Annotated in this window: 22 protein-coding genes; 9 read left to right on the top strand and 13 right to left on the bottom strand. The window is 72.2% G+C overall.

The annotated features are described in order from the left end of the window. The first annotated feature begins 39 nt into the window (after positions 1–39). A complete protein-coding gene (locus tag ACFWI8_RS23480; RefSeq protein ID WP_387094878.1) occupies positions 40–1,035 on the top strand; it encodes a zinc-dependent alcohol dehydrogenase family protein in 996 nt (331 codons plus the stop codon). A 13-nt stretch (positions 1,036–1,048) separates the two neighbouring features. Here ACFWI8_RS23480 and ACFWI8_RS23475 read toward each other — a convergent pair whose 3' ends face one another. Both ACFWI8_RS23475 and ACFWI8_RS23470 read right to left on the bottom strand, forming a co-directional pair. Next, positions 1,049–1,489 carry a DUF6224 family protein gene (locus ACFWI8_RS23475; protein ID WP_387094834.1) on the bottom strand — a complete coding sequence of 147 codons (441 nt, stop codon included), beginning with the start codon at positions 1,487–1,489 and terminating at the stop codon, positions 1,049–1,051. 111 nt (positions 1,490–1,600) lie between these two features. Continuing rightward, positions 1,601–2,242, bottom strand: coding sequence for a uridine kinase (locus ACFWI8_RS23470; RefSeq protein ID WP_387094832.1), 642 nt, complete (start codon positions 2,240–2,242; stop codon positions 1,601–1,603). Between the two features lie 28 nt (positions 2,243–2,270). Between ACFWI8_RS23470 and ACFWI8_RS23465 the strand changes: the two genes are divergently transcribed. Both ACFWI8_RS23465 and ACFWI8_RS23460 read left to right on the top strand, forming a co-directional pair. Continuing rightward, positions 2,271–2,639: a VOC family protein gene (locus ACFWI8_RS23465; protein ID WP_387094830.1), complete on the top strand. Its 369-nt coding sequence runs from the start codon at positions 2,271–2,273 to the stop codon at positions 2,637–2,639. A gap of 60 nt (positions 2,640–2,699) precedes the next feature. Beyond that, on the top strand, positions 2,700–3,161 hold the full coding sequence (locus ACFWI8_RS23460) for a hypothetical protein (RefSeq protein ID WP_387094829.1): 462 nt from the start codon (positions 2,700–2,702) through the stop codon (positions 3,159–3,161). Here the strand turns inward: ACFWI8_RS23460 and ACFWI8_RS23455 are convergent. Next, positions 3,158–3,529, bottom strand: a complete 372-nt coding sequence (locus ACFWI8_RS23455) for a 6-pyruvoyl tetrahydropterin synthase family protein (RefSeq protein ID WP_387094827.1) — start codon at positions 3,527–3,529, stop codon at positions 3,158–3,160. The two genes, ACFWI8_RS23460 and ACFWI8_RS23455, sit on opposite strands and share 4 nt — an antisense overlap. Positions 3,530–3,568: 39 nt before the next feature. Beyond that, positions 3,569–6,223 (bottom strand): AAA family ATPase, encoded by a 2,655-nt coding sequence (locus ACFWI8_RS23450; RefSeq protein WP_387094825.1) that lies wholly within the window; start codon positions 6,221–6,223, stop codon positions 3,569–3,571. Positions 6,224–6,469: 246 nt separating this feature from the next. Here ACFWI8_RS23450 and ACFWI8_RS23445 point away from each other — a divergent pair, with 246 nt between their 5' ends. The 4 genes from ACFWI8_RS23445 (at position 6,470) to ACFWI8_RS23430 (ending at position 10,945) form a co-directional block, all read left to right on the top strand. After that, on the top strand, positions 6,470–7,723 hold the full coding sequence (locus tag ACFWI8_RS23445) for an aromatic acid exporter family protein (RefSeq protein ID WP_387094823.1): 1,254 nt from the start codon (positions 6,470–6,472) through the stop codon (positions 7,721–7,723). A gap of 144 nt (positions 7,724–7,867) precedes the next feature. Continuing rightward, positions 7,868–9,355 (top strand): toxin glutamine deamidase domain-containing protein, encoded by a 1,488-nt coding sequence (locus ACFWI8_RS23440; RefSeq protein ID WP_387094822.1) that lies wholly within the window; start codon positions 7,868–7,870, stop codon positions 9,353–9,355. 29 nt (positions 9,356–9,384) lie between these two features. Further along, the gene (locus ACFWI8_RS23435; protein WP_387094820.1) at positions 9,385–9,669 is read left to right on the top strand and encodes a YrhB domain-containing protein; all 285 of its coding nucleotides are present in this window, start codon (positions 9,385–9,387) and stop codon (positions 9,667–9,669) included. Then, positions 9,662–10,945: a YrhB domain-containing protein gene (locus tag ACFWI8_RS23430; protein WP_387094818.1), complete on the top strand. Its 1,284-nt coding sequence runs from the start codon at positions 9,662–9,664 to the stop codon at positions 10,943–10,945. The genes ACFWI8_RS23435 and ACFWI8_RS23430 overlap by 8 nt, the downstream gene beginning before the upstream one ends. 81 nt (positions 10,946–11,026) lie before the next feature. Here the strand turns inward: ACFWI8_RS23430 and coaE are convergent, their stop codons facing one another. The 5 genes from coaE to polA all read right to left on the bottom strand — a co-directional run bounded on the left by coaE (position 11,027) and on the right by polA (position 19,026). Continuing rightward, positions 11,027–11,620 (bottom strand): dephospho-CoA kinase, encoded by a 594-nt coding sequence (gene coaE, locus ACFWI8_RS23425; RefSeq protein ID WP_387094816.1) that lies wholly within the window; start codon positions 11,618–11,620, stop codon positions 11,027–11,029. A gap of 9 nt (positions 11,621–11,629) precedes the next feature. Next, positions 11,630–12,583, bottom strand: a complete 954-nt coding sequence (locus ACFWI8_RS23420; protein WP_387094814.1) for a PAC2 family protein — start codon at positions 12,581–12,583, stop codon at positions 11,630–11,632. Between the two features lie 150 nt (positions 12,584–12,733). Further along, positions 12,734–14,236, bottom strand: a complete 1,503-nt coding sequence (gene rpsA, locus ACFWI8_RS23415) for a 30S ribosomal protein S1 (protein WP_387094812.1) — start codon at positions 14,234–14,236, stop codon at positions 12,734–12,736. Positions 14,237–14,769: 533 nt separating this feature from the next. Then, complete coding sequence (locus tag ACFWI8_RS23410) at positions 14,770–16,194, bottom strand: lytic transglycosylase domain-containing protein (protein WP_387094810.1); 1,425 nt, start codon at positions 16,192–16,194, stop codon at positions 14,770–14,772. Between the two features lie 117 nt (positions 16,195–16,311). Next, positions 16,312–19,026, bottom strand: coding sequence for a DNA polymerase I (polA, locus tag ACFWI8_RS23405; RefSeq protein ID WP_387094876.1), 2,715 nt, complete (start codon positions 19,024–19,026; stop codon positions 16,312–16,314). Between the two features lie 133 nt (positions 19,027–19,159). On the opposite strand from polA, the gene ACFWI8_RS23400 reads away from it, so the two are divergent. Both ACFWI8_RS23400 and ACFWI8_RS23395 read left to right on the top strand, forming a co-directional pair. Next, the gene (locus ACFWI8_RS23400; RefSeq protein WP_387094808.1) at positions 19,160–21,469 is read left to right on the top strand and encodes an FdhF/YdeP family oxidoreductase; all 2,310 of its coding nucleotides are present in this window, start codon (positions 19,160–19,162) and stop codon (positions 21,467–21,469) included. A 13-nt stretch (positions 21,470–21,482) separates the two neighbouring features. After that, positions 21,483–21,980 carry a PaaI family thioesterase gene (locus tag ACFWI8_RS23395; RefSeq protein ID WP_387094806.1) on the top strand — a complete coding sequence of 166 codons (498 nt, stop codon included), beginning with the start codon at positions 21,483–21,485 and terminating at the stop codon, positions 21,978–21,980. A gap of 7 nt (positions 21,981–21,987) precedes the next feature. On the opposite strand, the gene ACFWI8_RS23390 is transcribed toward ACFWI8_RS23395, so the two are convergent. Genes ACFWI8_RS23390 through ACFWI8_RS23375 form a run of 4 tightly spaced genes read right to left on the bottom strand, consistent with a single transcriptional unit; the run spans position 21,988 to position 26,010 of the window. Continuing rightward, complete coding sequence (locus ACFWI8_RS23390) at positions 21,988–22,746, bottom strand: ABC transporter ATP-binding protein (protein WP_387094875.1); 759 nt, start codon at positions 22,744–22,746, stop codon at positions 21,988–21,990. 8 nt (positions 22,747–22,754) lie between these two features. After that, positions 22,755–23,723 (bottom strand): ABC transporter ATP-binding protein, encoded by a 969-nt coding sequence (locus ACFWI8_RS23385; RefSeq protein WP_387094804.1) that lies wholly within the window; start codon positions 23,721–23,723, stop codon positions 22,755–22,757. After that, positions 23,720–25,090 (bottom strand): branched-chain amino acid ABC transporter permease, encoded by a 1,371-nt coding sequence (locus ACFWI8_RS23380; protein ID WP_387094802.1) that lies wholly within the window; start codon positions 25,088–25,090, stop codon positions 23,720–23,722. The genes ACFWI8_RS23385 and ACFWI8_RS23380 overlap by 4 nt, the downstream gene beginning before the upstream one ends. Continuing rightward, positions 25,087–26,010, bottom strand: a complete 924-nt coding sequence (locus tag ACFWI8_RS23375; RefSeq protein WP_387094800.1) for a branched-chain amino acid ABC transporter permease — start codon at positions 26,008–26,010, stop codon at positions 25,087–25,089. The genes ACFWI8_RS23380 and ACFWI8_RS23375 overlap by 4 nt, the downstream gene beginning before the upstream one ends. Positions 26,011–26,099 lie beyond the last annotated feature (89 nt).

Genomic DNA, 26,099 nt, shown 5'->3' with positions numbered 1-26,099 from the left:
TGCGGCATGGACGAGAACGTGGGCGCGATCCCCACGACCATGCGCGCCTGGGTGGTGCGCACCCCCGGCCGCCTCGACGCGGTGGAGCTGCCGGTGCCGACGCCGGCCGCCGACGAGCTGCTGGTGCGCGTGCGCACCTGCGGCGTGTGCCGCACCGACCTGCACGTCCGCGACGGGGACCTCCCGCCGCACCGGTCCCCCGTCGTGCCGGGACACGAGGTCGTCGGCGAGGTCGTGGCCGCGGGCCCGGACGCGGTGGGGCACCCCGTGGGATCACGGGTCGGCGTGCCGTGGCTGCGCCGCACGTGCGGCACCTGCCGCTACTGCCGGCGCGGCCAGGAGAACCTGTGCCCCTCGTCGCGCTACACCGGCTGGGACGCGGACGGCGGCTACGCCGAGTACCTGACCGTGCCGGCGGCCTACGCCTACGAGCTGCCCGAGGGCTACTCGGACCAGGAGCTCGCCCCGCTGCTGTGCGCCGGCATCATCGGCTACCGGGCGCTGCGCCGGGCCGAGTTGCCGCCCGGCGGCCGGCTCGGGATCTACGGCTTCGGCGGCTCGGCCCATCTCACGGCGCAGGTGGCCCTCGCCGAGGGCGCCACCGTGCACGTGTTCACCCGGGCCCCGGCCGCCCGCGTCCTGGCCCTCGAACTCGGCGCGGCCTCGGCCGCCGACTCCTACGCCCAGCCGCCCGAACCGCTGGACGCCGCCATCCTCTTCGCGCCGGTGGGCGATCTGGTGCCGGTGGCACTGACGGCGCTGGACAGCGGCGGCACCCTGAGCGTCGCGGGCATCTACCTCTCCGCCATCCCGTCGCTGGACTACGAGCGCCACCTGTTCCGGGAGCGGACGCTGCGCAGCGTGACGGCCAACACCCGTGACGACGGGCGGGAGTTCCTGGCGACGGCGGCCGCACACCCGATCAGGACGGCGGTGGTGCCCTATCCCTTCGAGGAGGCGGACCGGGCGCTGGACGACCTCGCGGCCGACCGGGTCAACGGGGCGGCGGTGCTCACCATGCCCGCCGCGGGCTGACACGGACTCACACTCAGAACTCCCCCGAGCGCAGCGTGCGTTCGCGAACCGAGTCGAGGAAGCCCGGCACGTCCTCCATCCTCGTCCCCGTGCACTGCACGATCAGGTCCATCACGTCCCCGGCGGAGAGGGCGCCCACCACGGGATGCACATGGGCCAGTTCGACCCGCTCCTCCATCCGCTTCAGCACGTGGATGGCGAGGTTGAGCTCGGGCACGTGGCTGGTGTGCCCGAAGTCCAGGTTCTTCCTGATCACCCACATCTCCGGGATGATCTGGCCGAAGACGATGATGTGCGCGAGGGCGAACATCGCCCGGGCACACTGCCGGGCGCTCTCCTCCGACTCGTCCTGCAGCGCCCGCACGGCCTCCTCGTCCTCCGCGAGGTGCGCCTGGATCAGCGCCACCGCGTGCAGCACCTCGTCCTTGGTGTACGGTCTCACTTCGCCGTTCATCCGCCGCCCCCTGCTCACCGTCCGCCTATCGCGCGAGTACCCAGTGTGGCAGGTTTGGGACCGGCTGGAGCCGGTTCGCCCCACTTCAGCAGCCTCAGGAGTCGATTCCGGTCACACCGCCCTGACGCCCCAGGCGGGCCGGCGCGGGTCGTCGGCCCTGATCACGACGTCGGCCGCCTCGGCCGGCCGCACCTCCGCCTCGTACCGGTCGAAGGCGGGCAGCGTCCACCGCAGTCCCTCGGCGGTCCTGCGGGCGAGCGCGCCGGGGCTCAGGGCGAGGTGCACGGCCAGGTCGGCCGGAAACCACTGCCCGAGCAGGAACGCGCCGTGGAGCAGCAGCACTCCGCCGGGCGGCAGCGTCACGTAGTCGCTGCGCGTGGCGCGGTCGCGCTCCGCGTCCCACAGGTCGGGCAGCACCCGGCCGGTGCCGTCCGGATCGAGCGGCGTCAGGACCTCGCGCCACAACGCGCCGGTGTCCAGCCACCGTTCGTAGTACGCGTCCGGGTCCTGGCGGCCGAACTCGAAGCGCAACGACGCGGGGCGCAGGAAACCGGCCGCGCCCACCACGAGCGCCGCCCGCCCGCGCACTCGCAACTCGCGCGCCACCTCGCCCGCCAGCGCCCCCGGTTCGGCCGCCGGCGCGCCGTCCACCAGCACGCGCCGCCACGGGCCGCCGTCGCCGGCCGACGCCTCGTCCACACGCGCCGCGAGCTCGCCGGCCAACCGTTCCCAGGTGATCGCCGAAAGACGCATGTCAGTGGCTCCTCCTACCATCGACCGCATGTTGGGTATCGGAACGATTGTGCTGGGTGTGGCGGACGTGCGCCGCGCCGTGGCCTTCTGGAGCGAGGCCCTCGGCTACGTGCCGAGGGACGAGGTCGAGGACGACTGGGCGGTGCTGGTGCCGCCGGACCGCTCGGGGCCCGGGATAGCGCTCGGCCTGAGCGAGACCCCGCCGCAGCGGCACCCCAGGGTCCACCTCGACCTGTACGCGGCCGACGCGGCGGACCAGGCGGCCGAGGTGGAGCGGCTGGTCGCGCTGGGCGCCGAGCGGGTGGACTGGGATCTCTACCCCGAGGACCCGGACTTCGTGGTCCTCGCCGATACCGAGGGCAACAGATTTTGCGTGATCGACACGAGCCACCCGTAGCGGGTCACCGCGGGTCGAGGCGTCCTTCCCTCCGCGTCCCGACGGTCGCACGATAGAGCAATGGACAAGGAGACCGGGCGGGCGCGGCTCGAGTTGTACGTGGAGGCGCTGCGCGCCCGGATGCCCGCCAGTCAGTTCATTCTGTTGATGCGCGCCTTCAACGCCTGGCTGACGGGCGGGGGCGGCATGATGCGGCTGCACCTGGAGTCCGACGAGCAGGAGCTGTTCACGCCCGAGGTGCAGGGCGAGATGCTGACCCTGATGGGCCTGGTCGGCGCGCTCTCCCCGGGCCACGAGGACCGGGCCGACCACGTGGTGGTTGAGCTGGGCGACGGCGAGCACGTCAAGGGCGCCAGGTCGCTGGTGCCGCGGGAGGTCGCCGACGATCCCGAGCGGCTGGCCGAGATGCGCCGCCGCCTGGACGAGGGCGAGCGCCTCCGCAGGGAGCAGCGGGACAGCGACAGCCTGGAGGTCGACGCGATCGCGCGCGCCAGCGGGATGCTGCCCGAGGGCGAGGCCTAGCCTCCCGGTCGGTAGTGGGCCCAGGTCTTGGGGGTCTCGGAGACGCTCACGGTCGTCAGCTCGGGGATCCGGTCGCGCCACGAGTCGAAGATCCACTTGGCGAGCAGTTCGGCCGAGGGCGGCAGGTCCGGACCCAGCGCGTCGTTGAGGTGCCGGTGGTCCAGCGTGTCGTCGAGCCACTTCTTGAAGTCGTCGAGATCCCGGTAGTCGCGGACGAAACCCGTCGCGGAGAGCTGGTCGGCCCGGGCGGAGAGTTCGAGCACGACCACGTAGTTGTGTCCGTGCAGGCGGGCGCAGGGATGCCACGAGGGCAGCCGGTCGAGGACATGGCTGGCCGAGAAGTGGAATTCCTTGGTGATCGTGAACATGCCGATCCCCGCTTCCTGCTCTCGTCGCACTGTAGCCCGTCAGTCCCCGGCCGTCCCCTCCAGGATCCAGCGGTTCAGCGGCACCTCCGTCAGGAAGCGCCGCCGCCGCTCCGCGTCGCCGATGCTGTCCGCCTTCCGGCGGACCTCCGCCCCGGCCCGCCGGAGCAGCGCCTCGGCCTCGGCGTTGCCACCCGCGGCCCGGATCGCCCGGGCGGCGTGCCACAGCACCTCCTCGGTGCGCAGCGCCGGCTTGTCGCCCTCCCGGTCCAGGATCGCCAGGGCCTGCCACGCCACCGCGGCCGCCTCGTCGACGGCGCCGCGCCGCAGCAGCACCCGGGACCGCAGCACAAGGGCGGCGATGGTGCTGCGCGTCATCCCGCTGTGCTCGGTCTCCGCGCAGGTCGCCAGCGCGAGACGCTCCGCCTGGTCGAGGTCGCCGGGCCCGGCCGCCGTCTCCAGCACCACCTGGGCGTAGAGGTTGCGCACGATCGGCACCAGGTTGGCCAGCCAGGTGCGCTCGGTCTCCAGCCAGCCCGCCTCGGCCAGCTCCCGCGCCGCCTCCCGGCCGGCGCCACGCCGGGCCAGGACGGTGGCGAGCAGCGCCGTGTTGTACGCGTGCCAGCCGCTCTCGCCGCCGCGGTCCTCCTCGAAGCTCCTTGCCTCGGTGAGCGCCGCCTCGGCCGCCGCGTCCTCGCCCAGGGCGATGAGCAGCTGAGCCAGGTAGTTGAGGGCGATCGGCAGCTCGGCGCGAAGCTTCTCCGAGCGCAGGCGCTCCACGCAACGGGTCAGCCGGGCGTGGGCCTCGCCGAAGCGGCCGGCGTCGAAGAGGTTGACGCCGAGCTGCATCTGGTTGAGGTTGCGGGCGTGCTGGAGCACCGGGTCGTCCCTGCGGCCCAGGCTCGGCTCGGCCGCGTACATCTCCTCTGCCCGACGCAGCACCTCGATGCCGGCGTGCAGATCGCTCTTCGGCAGCTGCCGCCCGTACTCGACCAGCGTCACGAAGAGCGTGACCTGGTCGCCGCCGCGCTCCGCGAGCTCCACGGCCTCCCGCAGCTTGGCCAGCGAGGGTTCGAGGCCCTGCGTGGCCATGAGGGTCTTGCCGCGCTGCAGGGCGGTGCGGGCCAGCAGCCGCGGATCGGCGAGCCGGCGGGCAGCGGCCTCCGCCTCGGCGGCGAGCGCGTCGATGTCGGGCACGCCGGCGTGCGGTCCCTGGCCACGCCAGCGCACCTCCGTCAGGCTCAGCAGCAGCTCGGCCGCCTCCGCGAGACGCCGGTCCCGGGCGCCGCCGTCCGGCCGCAGCCGCCGGGCGGCCTCGATGGCCTCGGTGCAGTAGCGCTCGGCGTCGGAGAAGGACAGCCCCTCCACGGCCGCCTCCCTGGCCAGGCCCAGGTGGACGTCCGCCGAGTCGGCCAGGCAGCCGGGGCCGCCCTGGCGCAGCTGCGCGGCGAGGTCGAGCCGCAGGGCCCACGGCGGTCCGTCCGCCCCGGCCTGCGGCGCGAGCTCCGTCAGCACCCGCGCGAGGTCGGCGTGTCGGCGCATCCGCTGGGCCGCCGTCAGCTCGGCGTAGATCCCCTCCCGCAGGGCGGCGTGCTCGAACTCGTAGAGGTCGGAGCCGAGCCAGACCAGCCACTCGGGCCGGTCGGCCCGCTCCCTGACGAGGCCGTGGTCCCGCGCCGTCCTGCGCAGCAGCTCGACCGCCTCGTCGTGCGGCACCCCGGTGGCCTCGGCGACGGCCCGGGAGAGGAACGACTGCCCCTGGGCCGCGCCGCTGAGCAGCAGCTCGCGCACCGGCTCGGCGAGACGGTAGAAGCGGCGGCTGATCGCGATCGGCAACTCGGCCGGCAGCGCGTCCTGTTGTCCGAGGCCGGTGGCTCGCACCAGGCGCAGGCACTGCTCGACGAAGATCGGGTGTCCGCCCGTCGCGCTGCTCAGCCGGACGGACAGGGTGGTCGAACCGGCGCCCGGCACCCGCAGCCGCACCAGTTCGGCGACGGCGTCCGCCGGCAGCCCGGCCAGCGGCTCGCGCTCCAGGCGGTCGGCGAACTCCCACCGCTCCAGGAGCTCGGCGACGGCCGGCGCGTTGCCGCCGACCATCCCGTCCCTGGTGCGGTGGCCGAGCACCAGGCTGAGCGGCTGGTCCGGCATGCCGGCGACCAGCCGGTCGAGGACCTGAAGGCTCGTTAAGTCGATGAACTGCACGTCGTCGACGACGATCACCACCGGTTTTCCCGCCCCGGCCTGGGCCAGCAGCTCCCCCGCGACCTGCGCGGCGATCGCCTCCTGCTGCGGCTGCAGGCTGTCCCCTGGCAGGGATCCGGTGCGCAGGGCGGCCTCGGTGACCTCCCGACCCACCGTCATCAGGGGTTCGAGGCCGGGCACGACCATGCCGAGCAGTTGGGGCACGGACCGGAAGGCGGCCGACCCGAGACGCCGCCAGACGCCCTCGACCTCGGCCGGGGGCCGCAGCGCGAGCAGCGCCTCGAGCGCCATCAGGAAGGAGGTGTCGGGGCCGCCCTCGGGGTCGCACCGCACCGAGACGATCCGGCAGCGAGCGTCGAGGTCCGGATCCTCCTCGACCTGCCGAACGAACGCGGCGAGCAGCGCCGACTTGCCCATCCCCGAGCCGCCCTCGACGGCGAGCACCCGCCCCCGGCCGGCGGCGAGGTCGCGCACCATCCCGGAGAGTCTGCTCATCGAGTCGACTCGATCGACAAAGGCGGCCGGCACCATCGTCCTCCCCCATCTCGCCAACGGCGGATCGATGTCGGTGAGCGCACGTTGATCACCGGGGATCACCTTAGACGAACCCGCCCCCCGGCCACAGGGAACCCACGCCCGCCCGGCCAGCGCGCACCGCCACCAATGCCCCCGTTCGTCCGCCTTGTCACGGTAAGCTCGGGCAGCCAGTCGATGGACGCTTCACCACGAAAGGGGTCGGGCGTGCCGGACGTACCGGAGAGCCTGGTCGATCTGGCCAAGCGGGGTGGTGAGCCCGTGGTCGTGCAGACCCTCCGCTCCGCGACCGCGGCGACCCTGGCCTATATCGTCGCCCTCTGGCTCACCAACGTCACGGCCCCGCTGCTCGCCCCGCTCACCGCGCTGCTGGTCGTCCAGGTCACCCTCTTCGCCACGCTCACCGCCGGCGTGCGCCGGGTCAACTCGGTGATCGCCGGGGTCCTGATCGCCACGGCCTTCAGCGTTCTGGTCGGCCTGAGCTGGTGGAGCCTGGGGCTGCTGATCCTCAGCGCGCTCGCCCTAGGTCACCTGGTGCGGGTCGACGAGTTCGTGCCCGAGGTGGCGATCAGCGCCATGCTGGTGCTCGGCGTCACCCAGCACGCGGAGACCGCGTGGGACCGGGTGCTGGAGACGCTGATCGGCGCGGTCGTCGGGCTGCTGTTCAACCTGGTGATCCTGCCCCCCATCTGGGTGCGCCCCGCCGGCGAGGACATCGAGCAGCAGGCGCGCCGGATGCGGGAGTTGCTGAACCGGCTCGGCGAGGAGGCGGACGAGCCCCGCACCCCGGTCTCCCGGATCGCCGCCAAGATGGAGGAGGCCCGCCGCCTGGACGAGGCCATCGCCGAGGTCGACGCCACGCTCACCCAGGCCGAGGAGAGCCTGCGCCTCAACCCGCGCGTCAAGGAGCCACTGCTGACCAGGATCGTGCTGCGCACCGGCCTGGACACCCTGGAGTCCTGCGCGGTGATCCTGCGCACCATGTCGCGCAACCTCACGGACCTGGCCACCCGCCGCACCGACGAGCCGCTGTTCCCGCCCGAGGTGGCGTCGGCGCTGCGCGAGCTGTTCACCTACCTGGCCGGGGCCATCGACAGCTTCGCCACGTTGATCACCAGTCAGGTCAGCAGCGCGGCCGACGAGGCCGAGAAGTTCCTCGCGGTGGAGCTCGACGCCGCCAGGCTGAGCCGGGAGCACGTCGCGAAGCTGCTGCTGACCCGGGTTCAGGAGCATCCGCAGCAGTGGCAGCTGCACGGCTCACTGCTGGCCGACGTCGACCGGATGCTCGACGAGCTCGACATCGAGAAGCGCTCGGCGCACCTGGCCGAGGAGCTGGACCGGATGTCCCGCGAGGAGAGCCGCCGCTACCCCCGGCTGCGCCGCATCGCCGGCACCGCGCGTCGCGCCAGGCGCCGGCTGCCATCACTCCGCCGCGGCGCAGGGGGCGGGGGCAAGGGCTGACGCCGTCGGCCCGAGGCCGGTTCGGCCGGCGGTCGGTGACGCCTGCGACGAACCTGCGACAGGACCCCGGTTGAGTCGGGCACGATCTGGCGTCTACCGTGCCGGGGACACATTGATCTGCTGATCACACGGGGGACACGGAACATGGCACGGCCGTCTGACTGGTCTCCGGTCGACATGGACTCGGACCCGACACCCGGTGACCCGGACGACGTTCGGTACCTCGCCGACGAACTCCAGACCTTCGCCGACGAGGTCGGCGAGGCACTTGGCCGCGTCCGGGGCATGGCCGAGGAGCGGGCCGTCCTGGACTGGGCCGGCCTGTCGGCCGAGGCGTTCCGCGCCGAGTTCGACGGCGTGCCCGGCAATCTGCAGAAGCTCCAGACGTCCTACGACATGGCCGCCCAGGCGCTGCAGACGTACTGGCCGAAGCTGGAGACCGCGCAGGGCATGGCCGACCGCGCCCTGGACCGCGCGATCTCGGCGCAGGCCGACCTCTCATCCGCGCAGGCCGCGCTCTCCGACGCCCAGGACTGGGTCTCCCGGGCCGGCGACGAGGCCGAGCGCCTTGAACGTGAGGGCGAACGCGACGACATCGAGCCGCCCTCCGAGGCCGAGGTCCGCGCCGCCACCCGTGACGCGACCGCCGCCCAGAGCGCGGCCTCCTCCGCCCGGTCCCGCGTGGACGCCGCCGAGGAGGCGCTCTCCGCCGCGCGTGAACTCGCCCGGCAGGCCAAGGAGATGCGTGAGGACGCGGCCCGGGTCTGTGCGGACGAGATCGATGAGGCGTCGGACGCCGGTATCCAGAACCGGCGGTGGTGGGAGGACGCCGTTCACTGGGTGTCCGAGAACTGGGACACCATCGTCGAGGTCTGCAAGGTCGTCGTCGCGGTGCTGGGCATCGTGGTCATGATCATCGGCGGACCGCTGGCCCTGGTCGTCCTGGCGGCGGCGCTGGTGGTGTTGGCCGACACGCTCTACGACTACGCCAACGGCCGCGCGACCCTGTGGGACGTGGCGTTCGCGGCGCTTGACTGCATCCCCGGCATGAAGGGCCTCACCACCCTCGGCGGCCTCGCCATGGGGCTCAGGGGCGGCATCACCGCCCTGCGGGGCGGTCTCCGCGGCATGGGCGTGGCGATGCGCCGCGTCGCGAGCGGGCTCAGGCGGCAGCCGCCGCCCGTCATCCACGCGGGCTCGATGAATCCGGCCGACGCGCAACAGTTCATCAGCACCAACTACCCGTGGCTCAACGAGGTGAACTTCACCGGCTACCCCGGCTACACCCAGAACTGCACGAACTGTGTCGTCGCTGTCGACCGCCGGCTCGACGGCTTCCGGGCGACCGCGGCACCGATGGCGGGTCCCGGATTTGTGAACCAGGCGGCGTTGCGCGCAGAGAGTGTGCAATGGCAGAACGCGACGAGTTACGACGACATCGCCCAGAATCTGATACGCAGAGGAGAGGGGGCGAGAAGCGTCGTGTACATTTCGAGGCCCAACGGTACGGCCCATGTCTTCAACGCGGTCAATTCCCCGCAGGGGATCGTCTTCCTGGACGGCCAGTCAGGCCAGTTGGGGTACTTGGAAGAAGGCGTATCCTCGATATCCCACCTCCCCTATCGGGGCTAGCGCTCCGGACTCCACGAGGGAATATCCACATGATTTCGCAAGACGAAGCGATGCGGATCGCACTGGAATATCTGCAGAATGTCTATCGGAACGAGCAGTACACGTTCGTGATGCAGCCGGAGCTCACGCAGGGATATCGGACCGTGTGGGCCGTGCGCTTCGACACCCAGGAGCATCTGGACACCGGGGACTTCACGAAGGCCCCCATGACGCGCGTGCTCCTGGTGCCGAAGGACGGGTCCACGCCGTGGTGGCCGCCCTCGGCCTGGTCCGTGAGCGAGTTCGAGGCGCAGCTCGGGCCCCGCGATGAGTGACCCCCGGCAGCGGGCCGAGCGGTGGCTCGACCAGACCTACCGGGGCCGGGTCTCGCTGCACGGCCCTGCCCCCGTCCAGGAGACGCCGGAAACCTGGCTCTTCGCCTGTACCACGACCGACGGATCGGCCATGCTCAACGCGTCGCTGGCCGTGCCGAAGAACGCCAGCACGCCGTTCCACCCGGCGACGGACGACCCGGGGGCCGACCTCGCGGCCTTCGACGCCGCGCCGACCCCCCGGGACCCGCTCGCCCAGGCCCGGCGCACCAACGCCCGCGGCTGCGTCCTGGCCATGCACGCGGCGCTGGGCGGCGCGAAGGCGACGCCGCTGCCATGGCGGCCCGAGCACGAGAGCCCGGGCTGGTGGGAGCGGCTGGTGCGCCAGTTCTCGCCCGACGCCGACGTGGTCTCGTTCGACGACTGGAACGAACTGGCCACCGAGGTCGAGGTGTACGGCCCTGACGCGCGGGGGCTGGTGTGGATACGCCGCGAGCTCCACGGGGTGGAGTCCAGCGGCCACCTGCTCTACGCGCACCACACCAAGGGCCAGGTCGCGCTGGTCGACCCGATGGCCGGCCGGCTTGGCCGGACCGAGACGCAGGGTGTCAGAGAGCTCGTCCTGGCGGTGGCCCCCAGCCCCGGCCTGACAGCCGCGCCCGTGGCCGCCGGCCCGCGCTGGCAGACGCCGGCCGAGAGCTTCGACGCGGCGGTCGCCAAGGCCGAGGCCTGGCTCGGCGAGATATACGGCGGGGAGGTGGTCCTCGTCGCCCCCGATCCCGCGGACGAGGGGCCGCGTGGCTGGCTCTTCGCCTGCAACACCAAGAGCTTCGCCGAAACGGGCCACTGGGCGGACGGCATGCTGGACGCCGCCCTGGTCGTCCCCAGGAACACGGCCCAGCCCTTCGCCCTGCCCAACTCGGCGCCCTGGCCCTGGCTCCGCCAGTGGCAGGAAGGCGGCACACCGCCCGTCGCGCCCCCGCAGCCCGGCCCCGCCGCCTGGCTCGCCCCGACGATGAGCCGCCTCGGCGGTGTCCTCTCGACGAGCGACCACGCCGACTGGCCGTCGCTGACCGCCGAGTTGGCGCGCTTCCCCGAGGGCAGCAGGGCGGTGGTCTGGGTCCGCAGGAGCGACGCCCGGGGCCGGGAGTCCGTGGGCCTGCTGCTCAACGGCATGTGCACGGCCGACGGCATCATCCTGCTCGACAGCATGACCGGCGAGTCGGCGTCCCTGGAGACCGAGGGCATCAGGGCCCTGCACCTGATCCGCTACCGCTGAGCGCTCCGCAGGAAGTGCCGCGCCAGGCCACCTCTCATCCGCGGTGCCGTCGTGGCTGGCCTGCTCAGCGGTTCCGTCGCATCAGGCGGCCCCGGCGAGGCGGGGCCACAGCTCGTCGACCTGGCGTTCCAGGTCGTCGAGCGTGCCGTCGTTGTCGAGCACGAAGTCGGCGATGGCCAGGCGCTCCTCGCGGGTGGCCTGGGCGGCCATCCGGGCGCGGGCCTCCTCCTCGGTCATGCCACGAAGGCGCACCAGGCGGTCGAGCCTGGTCTTCTCGGAGGCGTCCACCACGACGACCACGTCGTAGCGGTCCTGGAGCCCGCCCTCCGCGATCAGCGGCACGTCGTGCACGACGACGGCGTCCGGCCCGGCGGCGGCCTGCAGTTCGGCGGAGCGGGCGGCCACCAGCGGGTGGACGATCGCGTTCAGCGCCCGCCGGCGTGCCTCGTCGGCGAAGACGATCTCACCGAGCCGCGCCCGGTCCAACGTGCCCTCGGGCGTCAGCACCTCGGGGCCGAACTCTGCCGTCACGGCTGCCAGCCCGAGAGTGCCGCGGGCGACCACCTCACGGGCGATCAGGTCCGCGTCCACGATCACCGCCCCGCGCGCGGCCAGCAGCCGCACCGCCTCGCTCTTGCCGGCACCGATGCCGCCGGTCAGGCCCACTGTCCGCATGCCCGCAGGCTATCGTTCGCCCTCGCCGTCCTCCCGCTCGGCCAGGAAACGCTCGAAGACCTCGCCCAGTTCGTCCGCCGACGGCAGCTCGACCGGCTCGGCGACCAGGCTGCCTCGGGCGGCGACCCCGGCGATCGCGTCGTACTGCTGCTCCAGGCCGCGCACCACGGCCACCAGCTCCGAGTCGCCCTCGGCCAGCTCGCGCTCGATCTCGTCCTGCGTCTTCAGGGCGCGGCCGCGCAGCGCGTGCGCCGTCTCGGGCAGCACCAGACCGGTGGCCGCGGTGACCGCCTCCAGCACGACGAGCGCCGCGTCCGGGTAGCGGGAGCGGGCGATGTAGTGCGGGACGTGCGCGGCGACGCCGAGCACTCCGTGGTCGGCCTCCGAGAGGCGCAGTTCCACGAGGGCGGCGGCGCTGCCAGGGACCTGGGCCTCGTCGAACATGTTCCGGTGTCCCGGCATCAGCTCGGCCGCCCCGTTGCCGTGCGGAGTGAGGCCGACCGGGCGGGTGTGCGGCACGCCCATCGGGATGCCGTGGAAGGTCACGGCGAGCCGCACGCCGAGGCGCTCGACGATCTGCCGCACGGCGAGCGCGAAGCTCTCCCACTCGACGTCCGGCTCGGGGCCGGAGAGCACCAGGAACGGCTGGCCCGTGGCGTCGTGCAGCAGCCGCAGCTCGATGGCGGGCGTGCTGTAGGAGGTCCACCGGTCGCGCCGGAAGGTCATGGTCGGCCGCCGGGCGCGGTAGTCGATCAGGCGGTCGTGGTCGAACCTGGCCACCGTCGTGTAGGGGCGCCCGTCGAGCAGCTGCTCGATCAGCTGCCCACCGGTCTCGCCGGCGTCGATGAAGCCCTCGAAGTGATAGATCAGCACCGGGCCGGCGCTGTCCGAGCCGCCGGTCGCCTCGTCGACCTGTGCCAGGCCGCGCGGCTCCCATGAGTACAACTCCCGCGGATCGCGCACCGTGACCGCTCCCCTTCCGCTGTTTCGCGTACTCACGCGACAACACCCCACTCCCGCACGGCATTCCCATGGCGGAAACGGGGCGAGGCCCGCACCCCCGAGGGGGTGCGGGCCTCGCCGTCACAACGGTGCGGACCTCGCGGTCTGCGATCAGCTCTGGCCGCCGGCCAGCTTCTCGCGCAGCGCCGCCAGGGCCTCGTCGGACGCCAGCGCGCCCGAGTCCTCGGTCTGCGGCGACGAGTACGAGCCGCCGCCGGAGCCGCTCTGCTGGCCACCGCCGCCCGAGCCGGCGGCCTCGGCCTCGGCCTGGGCGTCCGCCTCGCGGGACTTGATGACCTGCGCCTGGTGCTGCTCGAAGCGGGACTGCGCCTCCGCGTACTGGCGCTCCCACTCCTCCCGCTGCTTCTCGTAGCCGGGCAGCCAGTCGTTGGCCTCCGGGTCGAAGCCCTCGGGGTAGATGTAGTTGCCCTGGTCGTCGTAGGAGGCGGCCATGCCGTACAGGGTGGGGTCGAACTCCACGGCCATCGGGTCGGGCCCGAAGTTCTCGTTGGCCTGCTTCAGCGAGAGGCTGATCCGGCGACGCTCCAGGTCGATGTCGATGACCTTGACGAAGATCTCGTCGTTGACCTGGACGACCTGCTCCGGGATCTCCACGTGGCGCTCGGCCAGCTCGGAGATGTGCACCAGACCCTCGATGCCCTCGTCCACCCGGACGAACGCGCCGAACGGCACCAGCTTGGTGACCTTGCCGGGCACGACCTGCCCGATCTGGTGGGTGCGGGCGAACTGCTGCCACGGGTCTTCCTGGGTCGCCTTGAGCGACAGCGAGACGCGCTCGCGGTCCATGTCGACGTCCAGGACCTCGACCGTGACCTCCTGGCCGACCTCGACGACCTCGGAGGGGTGGTCGATGTGCTTCCAGGAGAGCTCGGAGACGTGCACCAGGCCGTCCACACCGCCGAGGTCGACGAAGGCGCCGAAGTTGACGATCGAGGAGACGACGCCGGAGCGCACCTGACCCTTCTGCAGGGTGGTGAGGAAGGTCTGGCGGACCTCGCTCTGGGTCTGCTCCAGCCAGGCGCGGCGGGAGAGCACCACGTTGTTGCGGTTCTTGTCCAGCTCGATGATCTTGGCCTCGAGCTCCTTGCCGACGTACGGCTGGAGGTCGCGGACCCGGCGCATCTCCACGAGGGAGGCGGGCAGGAAGCCGCGCAGACCAATGTCGAGGATGAGGCCGCCCTTGACGACCTCGATGACGGTACCGGTGACGATGCCGTCCTCGTCCTTGATCTTCTCGATGGTGCCCCAGGCGCGCTCGTACTGGGCGCGCTTCTTGGACAGGATCAGGCGGCCTTCCTTGTCCTCCTTCTGGAGGACAAGCGCCTCGATCTCGTCACCGACGGCGACGACCTCGTTGGGATCGACATCGTGCTTGATCGACAGCTCGCGCGAGGGAATGACGCCCTCGGTCTTGTAACCGATGTCGAGCAGGACCTCGTCCCGGTCGACCTTCACGATGACGCCGTCGACGATGTCGCCGTCGTTGAAGTACTTGATCGTCTCGTCGATCGCGGCGAGGAAGGCTTCCTCGGAACCGATGTCGTTGACCGCAACCTGCGGGGTGGTCACGGTTGTCTCGGTGCTGCTCGTCATGTGGTAAAGGGCTCCGGTACGGACATTCGTAGGCACTGCTACGCCGGAGGCCCAGTATCGCACTGCCGAAGCCGGACAGCCTGAGAAGCGCTCTCCTGGTGGCCCGCGAGCCCGAACGGGCCCTTGAACCGGAGACGCCTCGACAACCGAGGGGACATACAACAGATGCGAGCGCGACCTACTCCGTCCGAGGCGCGCAGGCCCGCGACGCGCCTTATAGCATACGGGCGCATCGGAGCGGGGTCAATGCGCGCTTCGCCCCACGAGGGGCGCTAACGGGCCAAACCAGGCGCTCCTGCCGGAGCGAACGGCTCGAAGGGGCCTCCGTGCCACGTCCGGCGCGCCGTACACCGGGGCCGTCGGCCCGGTCCGGGCGTGGCACGCCCTCCGGCCGGGGATGGCTCGCCGGCGGCGTTCAGGGCGTCCGCCCCCGGTGGAGCGAGCGGCCCGGAGGGCGGGGCCTCCGGGCCTGGTGACGCGGGTCCGAGGGGGAGCGGGGCGCGCTCCCCCTCGGACCGGTGCCCGGGTGGGCCTCAGACCGCCCGGCGGGTCGTGGTGGCCGCCGGCTCCTCGGTGGCCTCTTCCGAGCCGTCCGCGTCGTCAGCCGGATCCTCCGGGTCCGTGGGGTCCTCGGGGTCCTCCGGGTCCCCGCACTCAGCGGGGTCGTCCGGGTTCTCCGGGTCATCGGGGTTCTCGGGGTCCGTCGGGTCGGCAGGCTCCTCGGGGCTCTCCGGCTCCTCAGGGGCGGGAGTGCCGGTCTCCGGGGCCTCGGGGTCGTCGGGGTCCGCCGGGTCCTCGGGGTCGGTCGGGCACTCCGGGTCCGTCGGGTCCGTCGGGTCCTCGGTGCCCGGCTCCTCGGGCTCGGTCGGCTCCTCGGTGCCCGGCTCCTCCGGTTCCTGCGGCTCCTCGGTGCCCGGCTCCCCCGGCTCCTCCGGCTCCTCCGTCCCGGGGTCCTCCTCGTCCTCCTCCGGCGGGAGGTTGATCGAGCCGTCGCTCTCGACGGGCGGCAGAGGGGTGTCCGGCCGGTCGTCGGCGGCCGGGGGCTCCTGCTCGTCGGTGGTGTCCCGGCCGGCCGGGGTGCGGCCGCCGTCCCGGTCCGGGACGGCGGGGTTCCGCGGGTTGCCGGGCCCGGGGCTGGTCGGCAGGTCGCCGTCGCCGTCCGGGACCTCGTGGACGCCGTCGCGGTAGTAGTCGATCCAGGACCTGACCGTCCGGACGTAGTCCCACGAGTGGTTGTAGCTCAGCAGCGCCTGGTCGAGGTTGTCCGAGTCGGCCAGGCTGCGGCCGGAGGCGCACAGGTAGTTGGCCGCGGCCAGGGCCGCGTCGTAGACGTTGTTGGGGTTGGAGACGCCGTCCCCGTTGCCGTCGGCGCCCCAGCGGGCCCAGGTGGAGGGGATGAACTGCATGGGCCCCACCGCCCGGTCGTAGCGGGAGTCGCTGTCCCACTGGCCGCGGTCGGTGTCGAGGATCTGGGCGAAGCCGTTGCCGTCGAGCACCGGGCCGAGGATCGGGGTCGTGGTGGTGCCGTCCGCGTCCACGTCGCCGCCCCTGGCGTGGCCGGACTCGACCTTGCCGATGCCGGCCAGCACCTCCCACTCCAGGTCACAGCCCGGGGTGGTCCCGGCGACCGTCTCCGCGGCCCGCCGGTAGGCGTCGAGGACGGTGGCGGGGATGCCGGCCTCGCTGCGGCCGCCGCCCTCGGCGCCGGCGCCGCCCCCGCCGCCCTCGGCGGTGTCGAGCGGCGGCAGGTCGGTGTGGTACGGCGGGTCGCCCACCTCGTCGGGCTCCTCGACCTCGGCCGGCTCCTCGATGCCGGGGCGCTCGACGGGCTCGGGTGGACCGGCCGTGTCGCTGCCCAGCACGTCGGACGCCTGGGAGGCGGTGAGCGCCGCCATGGCCGCGGCGGCCACGGCGGACCCCGAGATTCCCCTGCGGATCCTGCTGATTCGCAACCCCACGCCTCTTCCCCTCCATCGGCCCTTCGGCGACTCGGTGCGGTGACCTGGACGACAGTACGACAGGTGTCGGTTCCCGGGCCAGGGACCCTACTGGTCTGGAGGGAGGGGCAGTTGGGGTCAGTGGGCCGCGGACTCCCAGTTCTCGCCCCAGCCGACCGAGACGTCGAGGGGTGCGCGCAGCTGGACCGCGCCGGCCATCTCGCGCCGCACCAGCGCCTCCAACGGCTCGCGCTCGCCGGGCGCGACCTCGAGCACGATCTCGTCGTGGACCTGGAGCAGCATGCGGGACGCCAACCCCTCGCGGCGCAGCGCCTCGTCCACCCGCAGCATGGCGATCTTGACGATGTCGGCGGCGGTGCCCTGGATCGGGGCGTTGAGCGCCATCCGCTCGGCCATCTCGCGGCGCTGGCGGTTGGAGCTGGTGAGGTCGGGCAGGTAGCGGCGGCGGCCGAGCAGCGTCTGGGTGTAGCCGATGGCCCTGGCCTCGTCTACCACGTGCTGCAGGTAGTCCCGCACGCCACCGAACCGCTCGAAGTAGGTGTCCATCAGGGCGCGCGCCTCGTCCCGCGCGATGTTCAGCTGCTGCGACAGGCCGAAGTCGGAGAGGCCGTAGGCCAGGCCGTAGCTCATGGCCTTGATCTTGCGCCGCATCTCGGCGTCGACCCGGTCCCGCTCGACGCCGAAGACCTGCGAGGCGACGGTGTCGTGCAGGTCCTCGCCCGAGGTGAACGCCTCGATCAGGCCGGCGTCCTGGGAGAGGTGCGCCATCACGCGCAGCTCGATCTGGCTGTAGTCGGCGGTCAGCAGGGCCTCGAAGCCGTCGCCGACCACGAAGCCGCGCCGGATGGCCCGGCCCTCGTCGGTGCGGACCGGGATGTTCTGCAGGTTGGGGTCCGTGGAGGACAACCGGCCCGTGGCGGCCACGGTCTGCTGGAAGGTGGTGTGGATGCGGCCGTCGGAGGCGATCGTCTTGATCAGGCCCTCGACGGTGGAGCGCAGCCTGGCCTGCTCCCGGTGGCGCAGCATGATCACCGGCAGTTCGTGCTCGGTCTGGGTGGCGAGCCAGGCGAGGGCGTCCGCGTCGGTGGTGTAACCCGTCTTGGTCTTCTTGGTCTTGGGCAGCCCGAGCTCGCCGAAGAGGACCTCCTGGAGCTGCTTGGGCGAGCCCAGGTTGAACTCGTGGCCCACGGAGGCGTGCGCCTCGGTGACCGCCTGCTGGACGGCCGCCGCGAACTGCTGCTCGAGCCGCTCAAGCCAGGCGCGGTCGGCGGCGATACCGGCGCGCTCCATCCGGGCCAGCAGCTCCGAGGTGGGCAGTTCGAGGTCGGTCAGCAGCTCGCTGGCGCCCACGTCCGCCAGGCGGCCGGCGAACGCCTCGCCCAGGTCGAGCACGGTGCGCGCCTGCCGCATCAGCGACTCCGCCTCGGCCTCGTCGTCGGCGCCGAAGGCCAACTGGCCGCCCTGGTCGGCCGGCTGGGCCAGCTCGCGGGCCAGGAACTCCACGCTCAGCCCGTCCAACGCGAAGGAGCGGCGCCCCGGCTGGACGAGGTAGGCGGCGAGCGCCGTGTCCATGGTGATGCCGGCGAGCGCCCAGCCGTGCTCGGCGAAGACCCGGCGGACGCCCTTGGCGTTGTGCACCACCTTGGGGCGCTCGGGGTCGGCGAGCCAGCCGGCGAAGGCCCGCTCGTCGGCCTCGTCGATCACGGCCGGGTCGAACCAGGCGGCCGGGCCGTCCGCGGCGGCCAGTGCGACGGCGTGCACGCTGCCGGCGCCGAGCTTCCAGTCGTCCAGGGTCGCGACGCCGAGCGGGGTCGCGCCGCGCTCCGCCAGCCAGGGCTCGAGGCCGCCCGCGGTCAGCAGGACGCCGTCGACGGTGAACTCGCCGAGCGCGCCCGCCTCGGGCTCCTCGGACCGGCCGGGGTCGACGGCGAACAGCCGCTCCCGGAGGCTGGGGTTGCGGAACTCCAGGGCGTCGAGCAGCACGGTGAGCGCGGACTCGTCGTAGGGCTGGCGGGCCAGGTCGGCGGGGAGGCAGCCGAGCTCGACGTCCCGCGCGAGCTCGGTGAGCACCCGGTTGAGCTTGACCGATTCCAGGTGGTCGCGGAGATTCTGGCCGGCCTTGCCCTTGACCTCCTCGGCGCGCTCCACCAGGCCGTCGAGCGAGCCGAACTGGTTGATCCACTTGGCGGCCGTCTTCTCGCCGACGCCCGGGATACCCGGCAGGTTGTCCGAGGGGTCGCCGCGCAGGGCGGCGAAGTCCGGGTAGAGGGCGGGCGGCAGGCCGTACTTCTCCTGGACCTTCTCGGGCGTGAAGCGGGTGAGCTCGGAGACGCCCTTGGTCGGGTAGAGCACGGTGATCCGGTCGCTGACCAGCTGGAACGCGTCCCGGTCGCCGGTGACGATGGACACCTGGAAGCCCTCGTCCGCAGCCTGGGTGGCCAGCGTGGCGATCACGTCGTCCGCCTCGTATCCGGAGACCGCGAACCGGCGCACCCGCATGGTGTCGAGCAGCTCGCCGATCAGCTCGACCTGGCCCTTGAACTCGTCGGGCGTGGCCGACCTGGTGGCCTTGTACTCCGCGTAACGGTCGGAGCGCCAGGTGGTGCGCGAGACGTCGAAGGCGACGGCCAGGTGCGTGGGCGCCTCGTCGCGCAGCGTGTTCACCAGCATGGAGGTGAACCCGTAGATCGCGTTGGTCGGCTGGCCGACCGCGGTGGTGAAGTTCTCCGCGGGCAGCGCGAAGAAGGCCCGGTACGCCAGGGAGTGCCCGTCAAGCAGCATCAGGCGCGGGGCACTGGGCGGGGCCGCCTCGGCCTTCTCCTTCTCGGACATCTCAGCCTTCCCGGAGCTCTTGTTCTCAGCCACGTGGCCGATCCTCCCATGGACCACTGACAGTCCAGGTTCCGCCGTGGCACGATCGGTGACGAAGATCCGGGGAAGTGATCCGGGAAAGAGGAGTCGCCCCATGGCCGCCAAGCCGCCCGCCGCCGATCCGGTGCAGGACGCACCGAGGGTCGGCGAGCCGAAACACTCCGCGGTCGGGCTGCCGGCCATCGGGCAGGCACTGAGGACGGCCCAGGCGCAGATGGGGGTGCGGCGCACCGCCCTCACCCTGCTGCGGGTCAACCAGCACGGCGGCTTCGACTGTCCCGGCTGCGCCTGGCCCGAGCCGGACAAGCCGCACACCGCCGAGTTCTGCGAGAACGGCGCCAAGGCGGTGGCCGAGGAGGCCACCCTGCGTCGGGTCACGCCCGAGTTCTTCGCGGCCCGTCCGGTGGCCGAGCTGGCGTCCCGCTCCGGCTACTGGCTGGGGCAGCAGGGTCGGCTCACCCACCCCATGTACCTGGCCGAGGGCGCCGAGCACTACGAACCGGTCAGCTGGGAGCGGGCGTTCGCGCTGGTCGCCGAGGAGCTGCGGGCCCTCGACTCGCCCGACGAGGCCGTCTTCTACACCTCGGGCCGCACGAGCAACGAGGCGGCGTTCCTCTACCAGTTGTTCGCCCGGGAGTTCGGCACCAACAACCTGCCGGACTGCTCCAACATGTGCCACGAGTCGTCCGGGTTCGCGCTCACCGAGACCCTGGGCATCGGCAAGGGCAGCGTGCTGCTCGACGACCTGTACCGGTCCGACCTGATCATCGTCGCCGGCCAGAACCCCGGCACCAACCACCCCAGGATGCTCTCCGCGCTGGAGAAGGCCAAGGAGGCCGGGGCGCGGATCATCACCGTGAACCCGCTGCCCGAGGCGGGTCTGGAGCGGTTCCGCAACCCGCAGACGCCGCGCGGCCTGGCCGGCGGCGGCACCGCGCTGACCGACCTCTTCCTGCAGATCAGGCTCGGCGGCGACCAGGCGCTGTTCCGGATGCTCAACGCGCTGCTGCTGCGCCGCCACGCGGACGGCGACGCGGCGGCTCTGGACACCGCGTTCATCCGCGAACACACCCACGGCTTCGACGACTTCGCCAAGGTCGCCGACGAGGCCGACTGGGACGAGACGCTGCGCGCCACCGGTCTGGAGCGGGACGAGATCGAGCGCGCCCTGGAGATGGTGCTCGCCGCCCGGAGCGTCGTGGTCTGCTGGGCGATGGGGCTGACCCAGCACAAGCACTCGGTGCCCACCATCAGGGAGGTCGTCAACTTCCTGCTGCTGCGCGGCAACGTGGGCAGGCCGGGCGCGGGCGTCTGCCCGGTGCGCGGCCACTCCAACGTGCAGGGGGACCGCACGATGGGCATCGTGGAGCGGCCGGCGCCGGAGCTCCTGGCGGCCATCGAGCGGGAGTTCGGCTTCACGCCCCCGACAGCCCACGGTCTCGACGTGGTGGACTCGATCCGCGCGCTGCGCGACGGGCGGGTCAAGGTGTTCTTCGCCATGGGCGGCAACTTCGTGGCCGCCTCCCCGGACACCGAGGTCACCGAGGACGCCATGCGGCGGGCCAGGCTCACCGTGCACGTGTCGACCAAGCTGAACCGCTCGCACTGCGTCACCGGCGCCCGGGCCCTGATCCTGCCGACGCTGGGCCGCACCGAGCGCGACACGCAGGCGAGCGGCGACCAGTTCGTCACCGTCGAGGACTCCATGGGCATCGTGCACGCCTCCCGTGGGCGGCTCAGGCCGGCCGGCGAGCGGCTGCTGTCTGAGCCGGCCATCGTCTGCCGGCTGGCCCGCGCCGTGCTCGGCGAGCGGAGCGCCACACCCTGGGAGGAGTTCGAGGCCGACTACCGGCTGATCAGGGAGCGGATCTCCCGGGTCGTCCCCGGCTTCGAGGACTTCGAGGCCCGGGTCGCCCGCCCCGGCGGCTTCGCCCTGCCGCACGCCCCGCGCGACGAGCGGCGGTTCCCCACCGCCACCGGCAAGGCCAACTTCACCGCCGCGCCTGCTGAGTTCCCCGCCGCGCCCGAGGGGCGGCTGCTGCTGCAGACGCTGCGCTCGCACGACCAGTACAACACCACGATCTACGGCCTCGACGACCGCTACCGCGGCATCGCCCAGGGCCGCCGCGTCGTGCTGGTGCACCCCGAAGACGCGGCTGCGCTCGGCCTGGCCGACGGCGACCACGCCGACCTCACCAGCGAGTGGACCGACGGCAGCGAGCGCACCGCGCCCGGCTTCCGCGTGGTCCACTACCCGACGGCACGCGGCTGCGCGGCCGCCTACTACCCGGAGACCAACGTGCTGGTGCCGCTGGACTCCACGGCCGACGTCAGCAACACGCCCACCAGCAAGTCGCTGGTCGTCAGGCTCACCCCGGCCGTCCCGCGCCCGGACGCGACCTGATAGAACGCACCCCATGGGCGACCACAACGAGCACGGAACCGAGTTCCCACCCCAGATCGTCGAGCAGTGGGCCGGCCTCGGCCTCGACCTTCCCGCGCTGTTCTCCGCCGGCGCCCTCGGCCAGCGGATGGGCGTCCGTGTGCTGACCGCGGCGCCCGAGCGCGTGGTCGGCACCCTGCCCGTCGAGGGCAACACCCAGCCGTACGGGCTGCTGCACGGCGGCGCCTCGGCCGTGCTCGCGGAGACCCTGGGCTCCGTGGGCGCCATGCTGCACGCCGGGCCGAACAAGATCGCGGTGGGCGTGGACCTCAACTGCACCCACCACCGGGCGGTGCGCACCGGCCTGGTCACCGGCGTCGCCACCCCCGCGCACACCGGCCGCACCTCGGCCACCTACGACATCGTCCTCACCGACGACCAGGGCAAGCGGGTGTGCACGGCACGCCTCACCTGCGCGCTGCGGCCCGCCGCCCAGCAGAGCCAGGCGGCGGACCCGACGACGTCCGGCTGAGCCCCGGTTACTCGATGGCCTCGCCCAGGTAGGCGGCGCGCACCCGGGCGTCGGACAGCAACGCCCCGGCCTCGTCGGACATGACGACGGCGCCCGTCTCGAGGACGTAGCCGCGGTCGGCCAGTTGGAGCGCCTGCGAGGCGTTCTGCTCCACCAGCAGTAGCGTCGTGCCCTGCGCGTTGATCTCCCGCAGGATGTCGAAGATCTGCTGCACGATCAGCGGCGCGAGACCCATCGACGGCTCGTCGAGCAGCAGCAGCTCCGGCTTGCCCATCAGCGCCCGGCCGATGGCCAGCATCTGCTGCTCGCCGCCGGACAGGGTGCCGCTGACCTGCTTGCGCCGGTCGGCGAGCCGCGGGAAGAGGGTGAACACCCGGTCCAGGTCCGCCGGATCGGGGCGCTTGAGCCGGTAGGCGCCCATCCTCAGGTTCTCCAGCACCGTCATCCGCGCGAAGACCCGCCGGCCCTCGGGCACATGGCCGATGCCGAACTGCACGAGCTCGTGCGACTTGATGCCGTCCACCCGCTCGCCGCGCAGCAGCACCTGGCCCTGGCGGGGCTGGATCATGCCGGAGGCCGTCTTGAGCGTGGTGGACTTGCCGGCGCCGTTGGCGCCGAGCAGCGCGACCACCTCGCCCTCGCCGACCGTCAGGCTCACGCCCTTGAGCGCCTCGATGGCGCCGTAGTAGACGTGCAGGTCCCGCAGTTCGAGCAGCGGGGTGCCGCCGTCCGTGGCCTCGGCGGACCGCCGTGGCTCCTGCTCCACCTCGGTGCTCACGACTCCTCCTCGCCGTCCGCCGCCGCACGCTTCTCGGCGTCGCCGGTCCTCGCCTCCGGGATGGCGGCCGCCTGGGCCGCGTGCTCGGCCTGTTCGGCCACCAGCTCGGCGACGGCGGCCTGCTCGTCGTCGTCGGCCGGCGCGCCGAGGTAGGCCTCGATCACCGCCGGATCCTGCTGCACCTCGGCGGGGGTGCCCTCGGCGATCTTCTTGCCGAAGTTGAGCACCACCACCCGGTCCGCGACCGACATCACCAGGCGCATGTCGTGCTCGATCAGCAGGACGCTGACGGCCAGTTCGCCGTTGATCCGGCGGATCAGCACCTCCAGGTCCCGCTTCTCGGTCGGGTTGGTGCCCGCCGCCGGCTCGTCGAGGAGCAGTACCTCGGGGTCCGTGGCCAGCGCCCGGGCGATCTCGAGCCGCCGTTGCTCACCGTAACTGAGCGCCGACGCCAGCTCGTTGATCCGACCTTCGAGGCCCACGAAGGACAGCACCTCGTGCGCCTTCCGGTCACTGGCCCGCTCGTCGCGCCGCGCGTTGGGCAGCCCCAGCATGATGGAGACGGCGTCCGTGCGCTGTCGTGTCTCGACGGCGATCTTGACGTTCTCCAGCACGGTCAGCGCGCCGAACAGCCGGATGTTCTGGAAGGTGCGGGCCACCCCCAACCTGCTGATCTTGTGCGGCTTCTGGCCGCGCAGCTCGTGCGCGCCGCCGGCCCGCGGCCGGAAGGTGATCGTCCCCTCCTGCGGGACGTAGGCGCCCGTCAGCGAGTTGAACAGCGATGTCTTGCCGGCGCCGTTGGGGCCGATCACGGCCAGGATCTCGCCGCGCCCCATGCGCAGCGCGACCGCGTCCAGGCTCGTGAGGCCGCCGAACCGCAGCGTCACCCCGGAGGCGTCGAGCACGTCGTCGCCGGCCTGCCGGGTCGCCGCGGCCCGCGCCGCCTCCTGCATCTCCGTGGTCATGACTGCGCACCTCCGGGCTGGGCGCCCAGCGCGTCAGCGCCCGCGGTGCCCTCCTCGGCCATCTTCAACTCGTGCTGCCGGCGCCGCGAGGGCCACAGGCCCTGCGGACGGTAGATCATCATCAGGACCAGCAGCCCACCCAGGTAGAGGAAACGGTCCTGGGGGTCGACGGTGTCCCGCAGGTACTCGGGCAGCCACACCAGGATCGCCGTGCCGAGCAGCACGCCCGGGATCGAGCCCATGCCGCCGAACACCACGTAGGCGAGTGCCAGCACCGACATCATCACCACGAACTGCTCGGGGTTGATGAACCCCTGCTTGCTGGCGTAGATCACGCCTGCCACGCCGGAGGTCGACGCGCCGATGGCGAACGCCAGCAGCTTGAAGCGGACCGTGTCGACGCCCGTGGCGGCCGCCGCCACCTCGTCCTCGCGGATCGCCGTCCAGGCGCGGCCCACCCGGGAGTGTTCGAGCCGGATGAACAGCACCAGCACGATCACGATCGCGGCCAGCTGGACCCAGTAGTAGGGCTGCGGGTCCAACTCCCAGTCGTAGGACCAGAACCCCAGGTCGACCGAGAACTTGTCCAGGCCCTGCGCGCCCCGGGTGCCGCCGGTGAACTCGTTCAGGTTCCTGGCCAGCAGGTAGACGATCTCGTGGAAGCCGAGCGTCACGATGGCCAGGTAGTCGCCGCGCAGCCGCAGCGTCGGGGCGCCGAGCAGCACCCCCGCGATGAGGCAGGTGAGCACGGCGATCGGGATCACCAGGAAGTTGTTCAGCTCGAACGGGGGCTCCACCGGGAGGCCGCCCGTCCAGAAGGCGGCGCTGTAGGCGCCGATCGCGAAGAACGCGATGAAGCCCAGGTCCAGCATGCCGGCCCAGCCGATGACGACGTTCAGGCCGATGGCGACCATCACGTACACGCCGATCTGGTCGACCAGCACCTGCTGCCAGAAGGTGGAGACGAGCAGCGGCAGGATGATCAGGAACACCAGCAGCGCCCCGAGGCCGCCCCAGCGGTAGGCGCGTTGGCCGCGCACCTGTCCCGCCAGGCGCTGGATCGGGCGGGTGATCTCCCCGCCCCACCGCCGGCCCTGGGTGCCCACCTGCTCGCCGTAGAACTCCCGCACCGCCCAGATGCCGACCAGGACGGCCAGCCACACCAGGATGCCGGTGCTCTGGAAGTTCGCCTGGATGGCGTGGAACAGGTCGTTGCGCTCGCCCTGCTCACCGGTCACCTGGGCCATCACCACGGCGAGCACGACCATGCCGAACAGCCGCTGCCAGCGTGGCTGTTGGTACCAGCGGCGCTGTCGGAGCCGGGCCGCCGCCGAGAGCGGCTTGCGGACGCTCACATCGGCACTCATGCCGTCCTCCCCACGCGCTCGCCGAGAATGCCGGTCGGGCGGAACATCAGCACCAGCACCAGGACGGCGAAGGCGCCGACGTAGCGCCAGGCGTCACCCCACAACTCGACGGTGAACGACTCGACCACGCCGAGCGTCAGTCCGCCGAGCATGGCGCCGCGGACGTTGCCGATGCCGCCGAGCACGGCCGCCGCGAACGCCGTGATGCCCGGCAGGAAGCCCATCTGGTAGTCCACCTGGAGGTTGGTGCCGAACAGGAAGCCGGCCACGCCGCCCATCAGTCCACCCAGCACGAAGGTCCGGGAGACCACCTTGTCGATGTCCACGCCCATCAGCGAGGCGACCTCGGGGTCCTGCGCCACCGCCCTGATGCCGGAGCCCAGCTTGGTGCGGTTGACCACGAAGTCCACCGTGACCAGCATCGCCACGCCGGTGACCACGATGATCAGCTGCGTCACGCTCACCGGGGCGCCGAAGAAGTCGAAGAGCCGCCGGTTCTCGTACATGGACGGCATCGGGATCGGGTAACGCCCGAACAGCTTGCCCGCCAGGTTGTACAGAAAGAACGACGCGCCGATGGCCGTGATCAGGAAGACCAGACGTGGCGCGTTCCGTCTGCGAAGCGGCCGATATGCCGCCTTTTCGAGTCCGAACGCGACCAGGCCGCCCAATGCCGCGCCGGCGCAGATGCCGAGCAGCACATACAGGACGGACTGTGGGCCCGACGGATCGGCGACCGGTTCGAGCAGGGTGAGCGCGATGACTCCCCCGAATCCGCCGGACATGAAGACCTCGCTGTGCGCGAAGTTCAGCAGTTGGAGAACACCGTAGACGAGCGTGTAGCCAATGGCGATGACGGCGTACAGCGAGCCGAGCACCACACCCAGGACAAGAACGTCCCAGATATCGGAAAGGGACATGGACTGACTTCCTTGTGGGAACGAACGGCAGCGGGCCTTTCGAGCCAGCGGGGCGGACGGGCCGGCGGGACGGAACGGTTCGCGTCCCC

Origin of the sequence: Streptomyces sp. NPDC127098 (assembly GCF_042722465.1) — a bacterium.
GTDB classification, from domain to species: domain Bacteria; phylum Actinomycetota; class Actinomycetes; order Streptomycetales; family Streptomycetaceae; genus Streptomyces; species Streptomyces millisiae.
This window is presented reverse-complemented; position numbering and strand designations above follow the sequence as displayed.

Excerpts from the sequence above, each read along its gene's own strand:
- ACFWI8_RS23480 (WP_387094878.1), top strand. The coding sequence starts at position 40 with ATGCGCGCCTGGGTGGTGCGCACCCCCGGCCGCCTCGACGCGGTGGAG.
- ACFWI8_RS23475 (WP_387094834.1), bottom strand. The coding sequence starts at position 1,489 with ATGAACGGCGAAGTGAGACCGTACACCAAGGACGAGGTGCTGCACGCG.
- ACFWI8_RS23470 (WP_387094832.1), bottom strand. The coding sequence starts at position 2,242 with ATGCGTCTTTCGGCGATCACCTGGGAACGGTTGGCCGGCGAGCTCGCG.
- ACFWI8_RS23465 (WP_387094830.1), top strand. The coding sequence starts at position 2,271 with ATGTTGGGTATCGGAACGATTGTGCTGGGTGTGGCGGACGTGCGCCGC.
- ACFWI8_RS23460 (WP_387094829.1), top strand. The coding sequence starts at position 2,700 with ATGGACAAGGAGACCGGGCGGGCGCGGCTCGAGTTGTACGTGGAGGCG.
- ACFWI8_RS23455 (WP_387094827.1), bottom strand. The coding sequence starts at position 3,529 with ATGTTCACGATCACCAAGGAATTCCACTTCTCGGCCAGCCATGTCCTC.
- ACFWI8_RS23450 (WP_387094825.1), bottom strand. The coding sequence starts at position 6,223 with ATGAGCAGACTCTCCGGGATGGTGCGCGACCTCGCCGCCGGCCGGGGG.
- ACFWI8_RS23440 (WP_387094822.1), top strand. The coding sequence starts at position 7,868 with ATGGCACGGCCGTCTGACTGGTCTCCGGTCGACATGGACTCGGACCCG.
- ACFWI8_RS23435 (WP_387094820.1), top strand. The coding sequence starts at position 9,385 with ATGATTTCGCAAGACGAAGCGATGCGGATCGCACTGGAATATCTGCAG.
- ACFWI8_RS23430 (WP_387094818.1), top strand. The coding sequence starts at position 9,662 with ATGAGTGACCCCCGGCAGCGGGCCGAGCGGTGGCTCGACCAGACCTAC.
- coaE (WP_387094816.1), bottom strand. The coding sequence starts at position 11,620 with ATGCGGACAGTGGGCCTGACCGGCGGCATCGGTGCCGGCAAGAGCGAG.
- rpsA (WP_387094812.1), bottom strand. The coding sequence starts at position 14,236 with ATGACGAGCAGCACCGAGACAACCGTGACCACCCCGCAGGTTGCGGTC.
- polA (WP_387094876.1), bottom strand. The coding sequence starts at position 19,026 with ATGTCCGAGAAGGAGAAGGCCGAGGCGGCCCCGCCCAGTGCCCCGCGC.
- ACFWI8_RS23400 (WP_387094808.1), top strand. The coding sequence starts at position 19,160 with ATGGCCGCCAAGCCGCCCGCCGCCGATCCGGTGCAGGACGCACCGAGG.
- ACFWI8_RS23395 (WP_387094806.1), top strand. The coding sequence starts at position 21,483 with ATGGGCGACCACAACGAGCACGGAACCGAGTTCCCACCCCAGATCGTC.
- ACFWI8_RS23385 (WP_387094804.1), bottom strand. The coding sequence starts at position 23,723 with ATGACCACGGAGATGCAGGAGGCGGCGCGGGCCGCGGCGACCCGGCAG.
- ACFWI8_RS23380 (WP_387094802.1), bottom strand. The coding sequence starts at position 25,090 with ATGAGTGCCGATGTGAGCGTCCGCAAGCCGCTCTCGGCGGCGGCCCGG.
- ACFWI8_RS23375 (WP_387094800.1), bottom strand. The coding sequence starts at position 26,010 with ATGTCCCTTTCCGATATCTGGGACGTTCTTGTCCTGGGTGTGGTGCTC.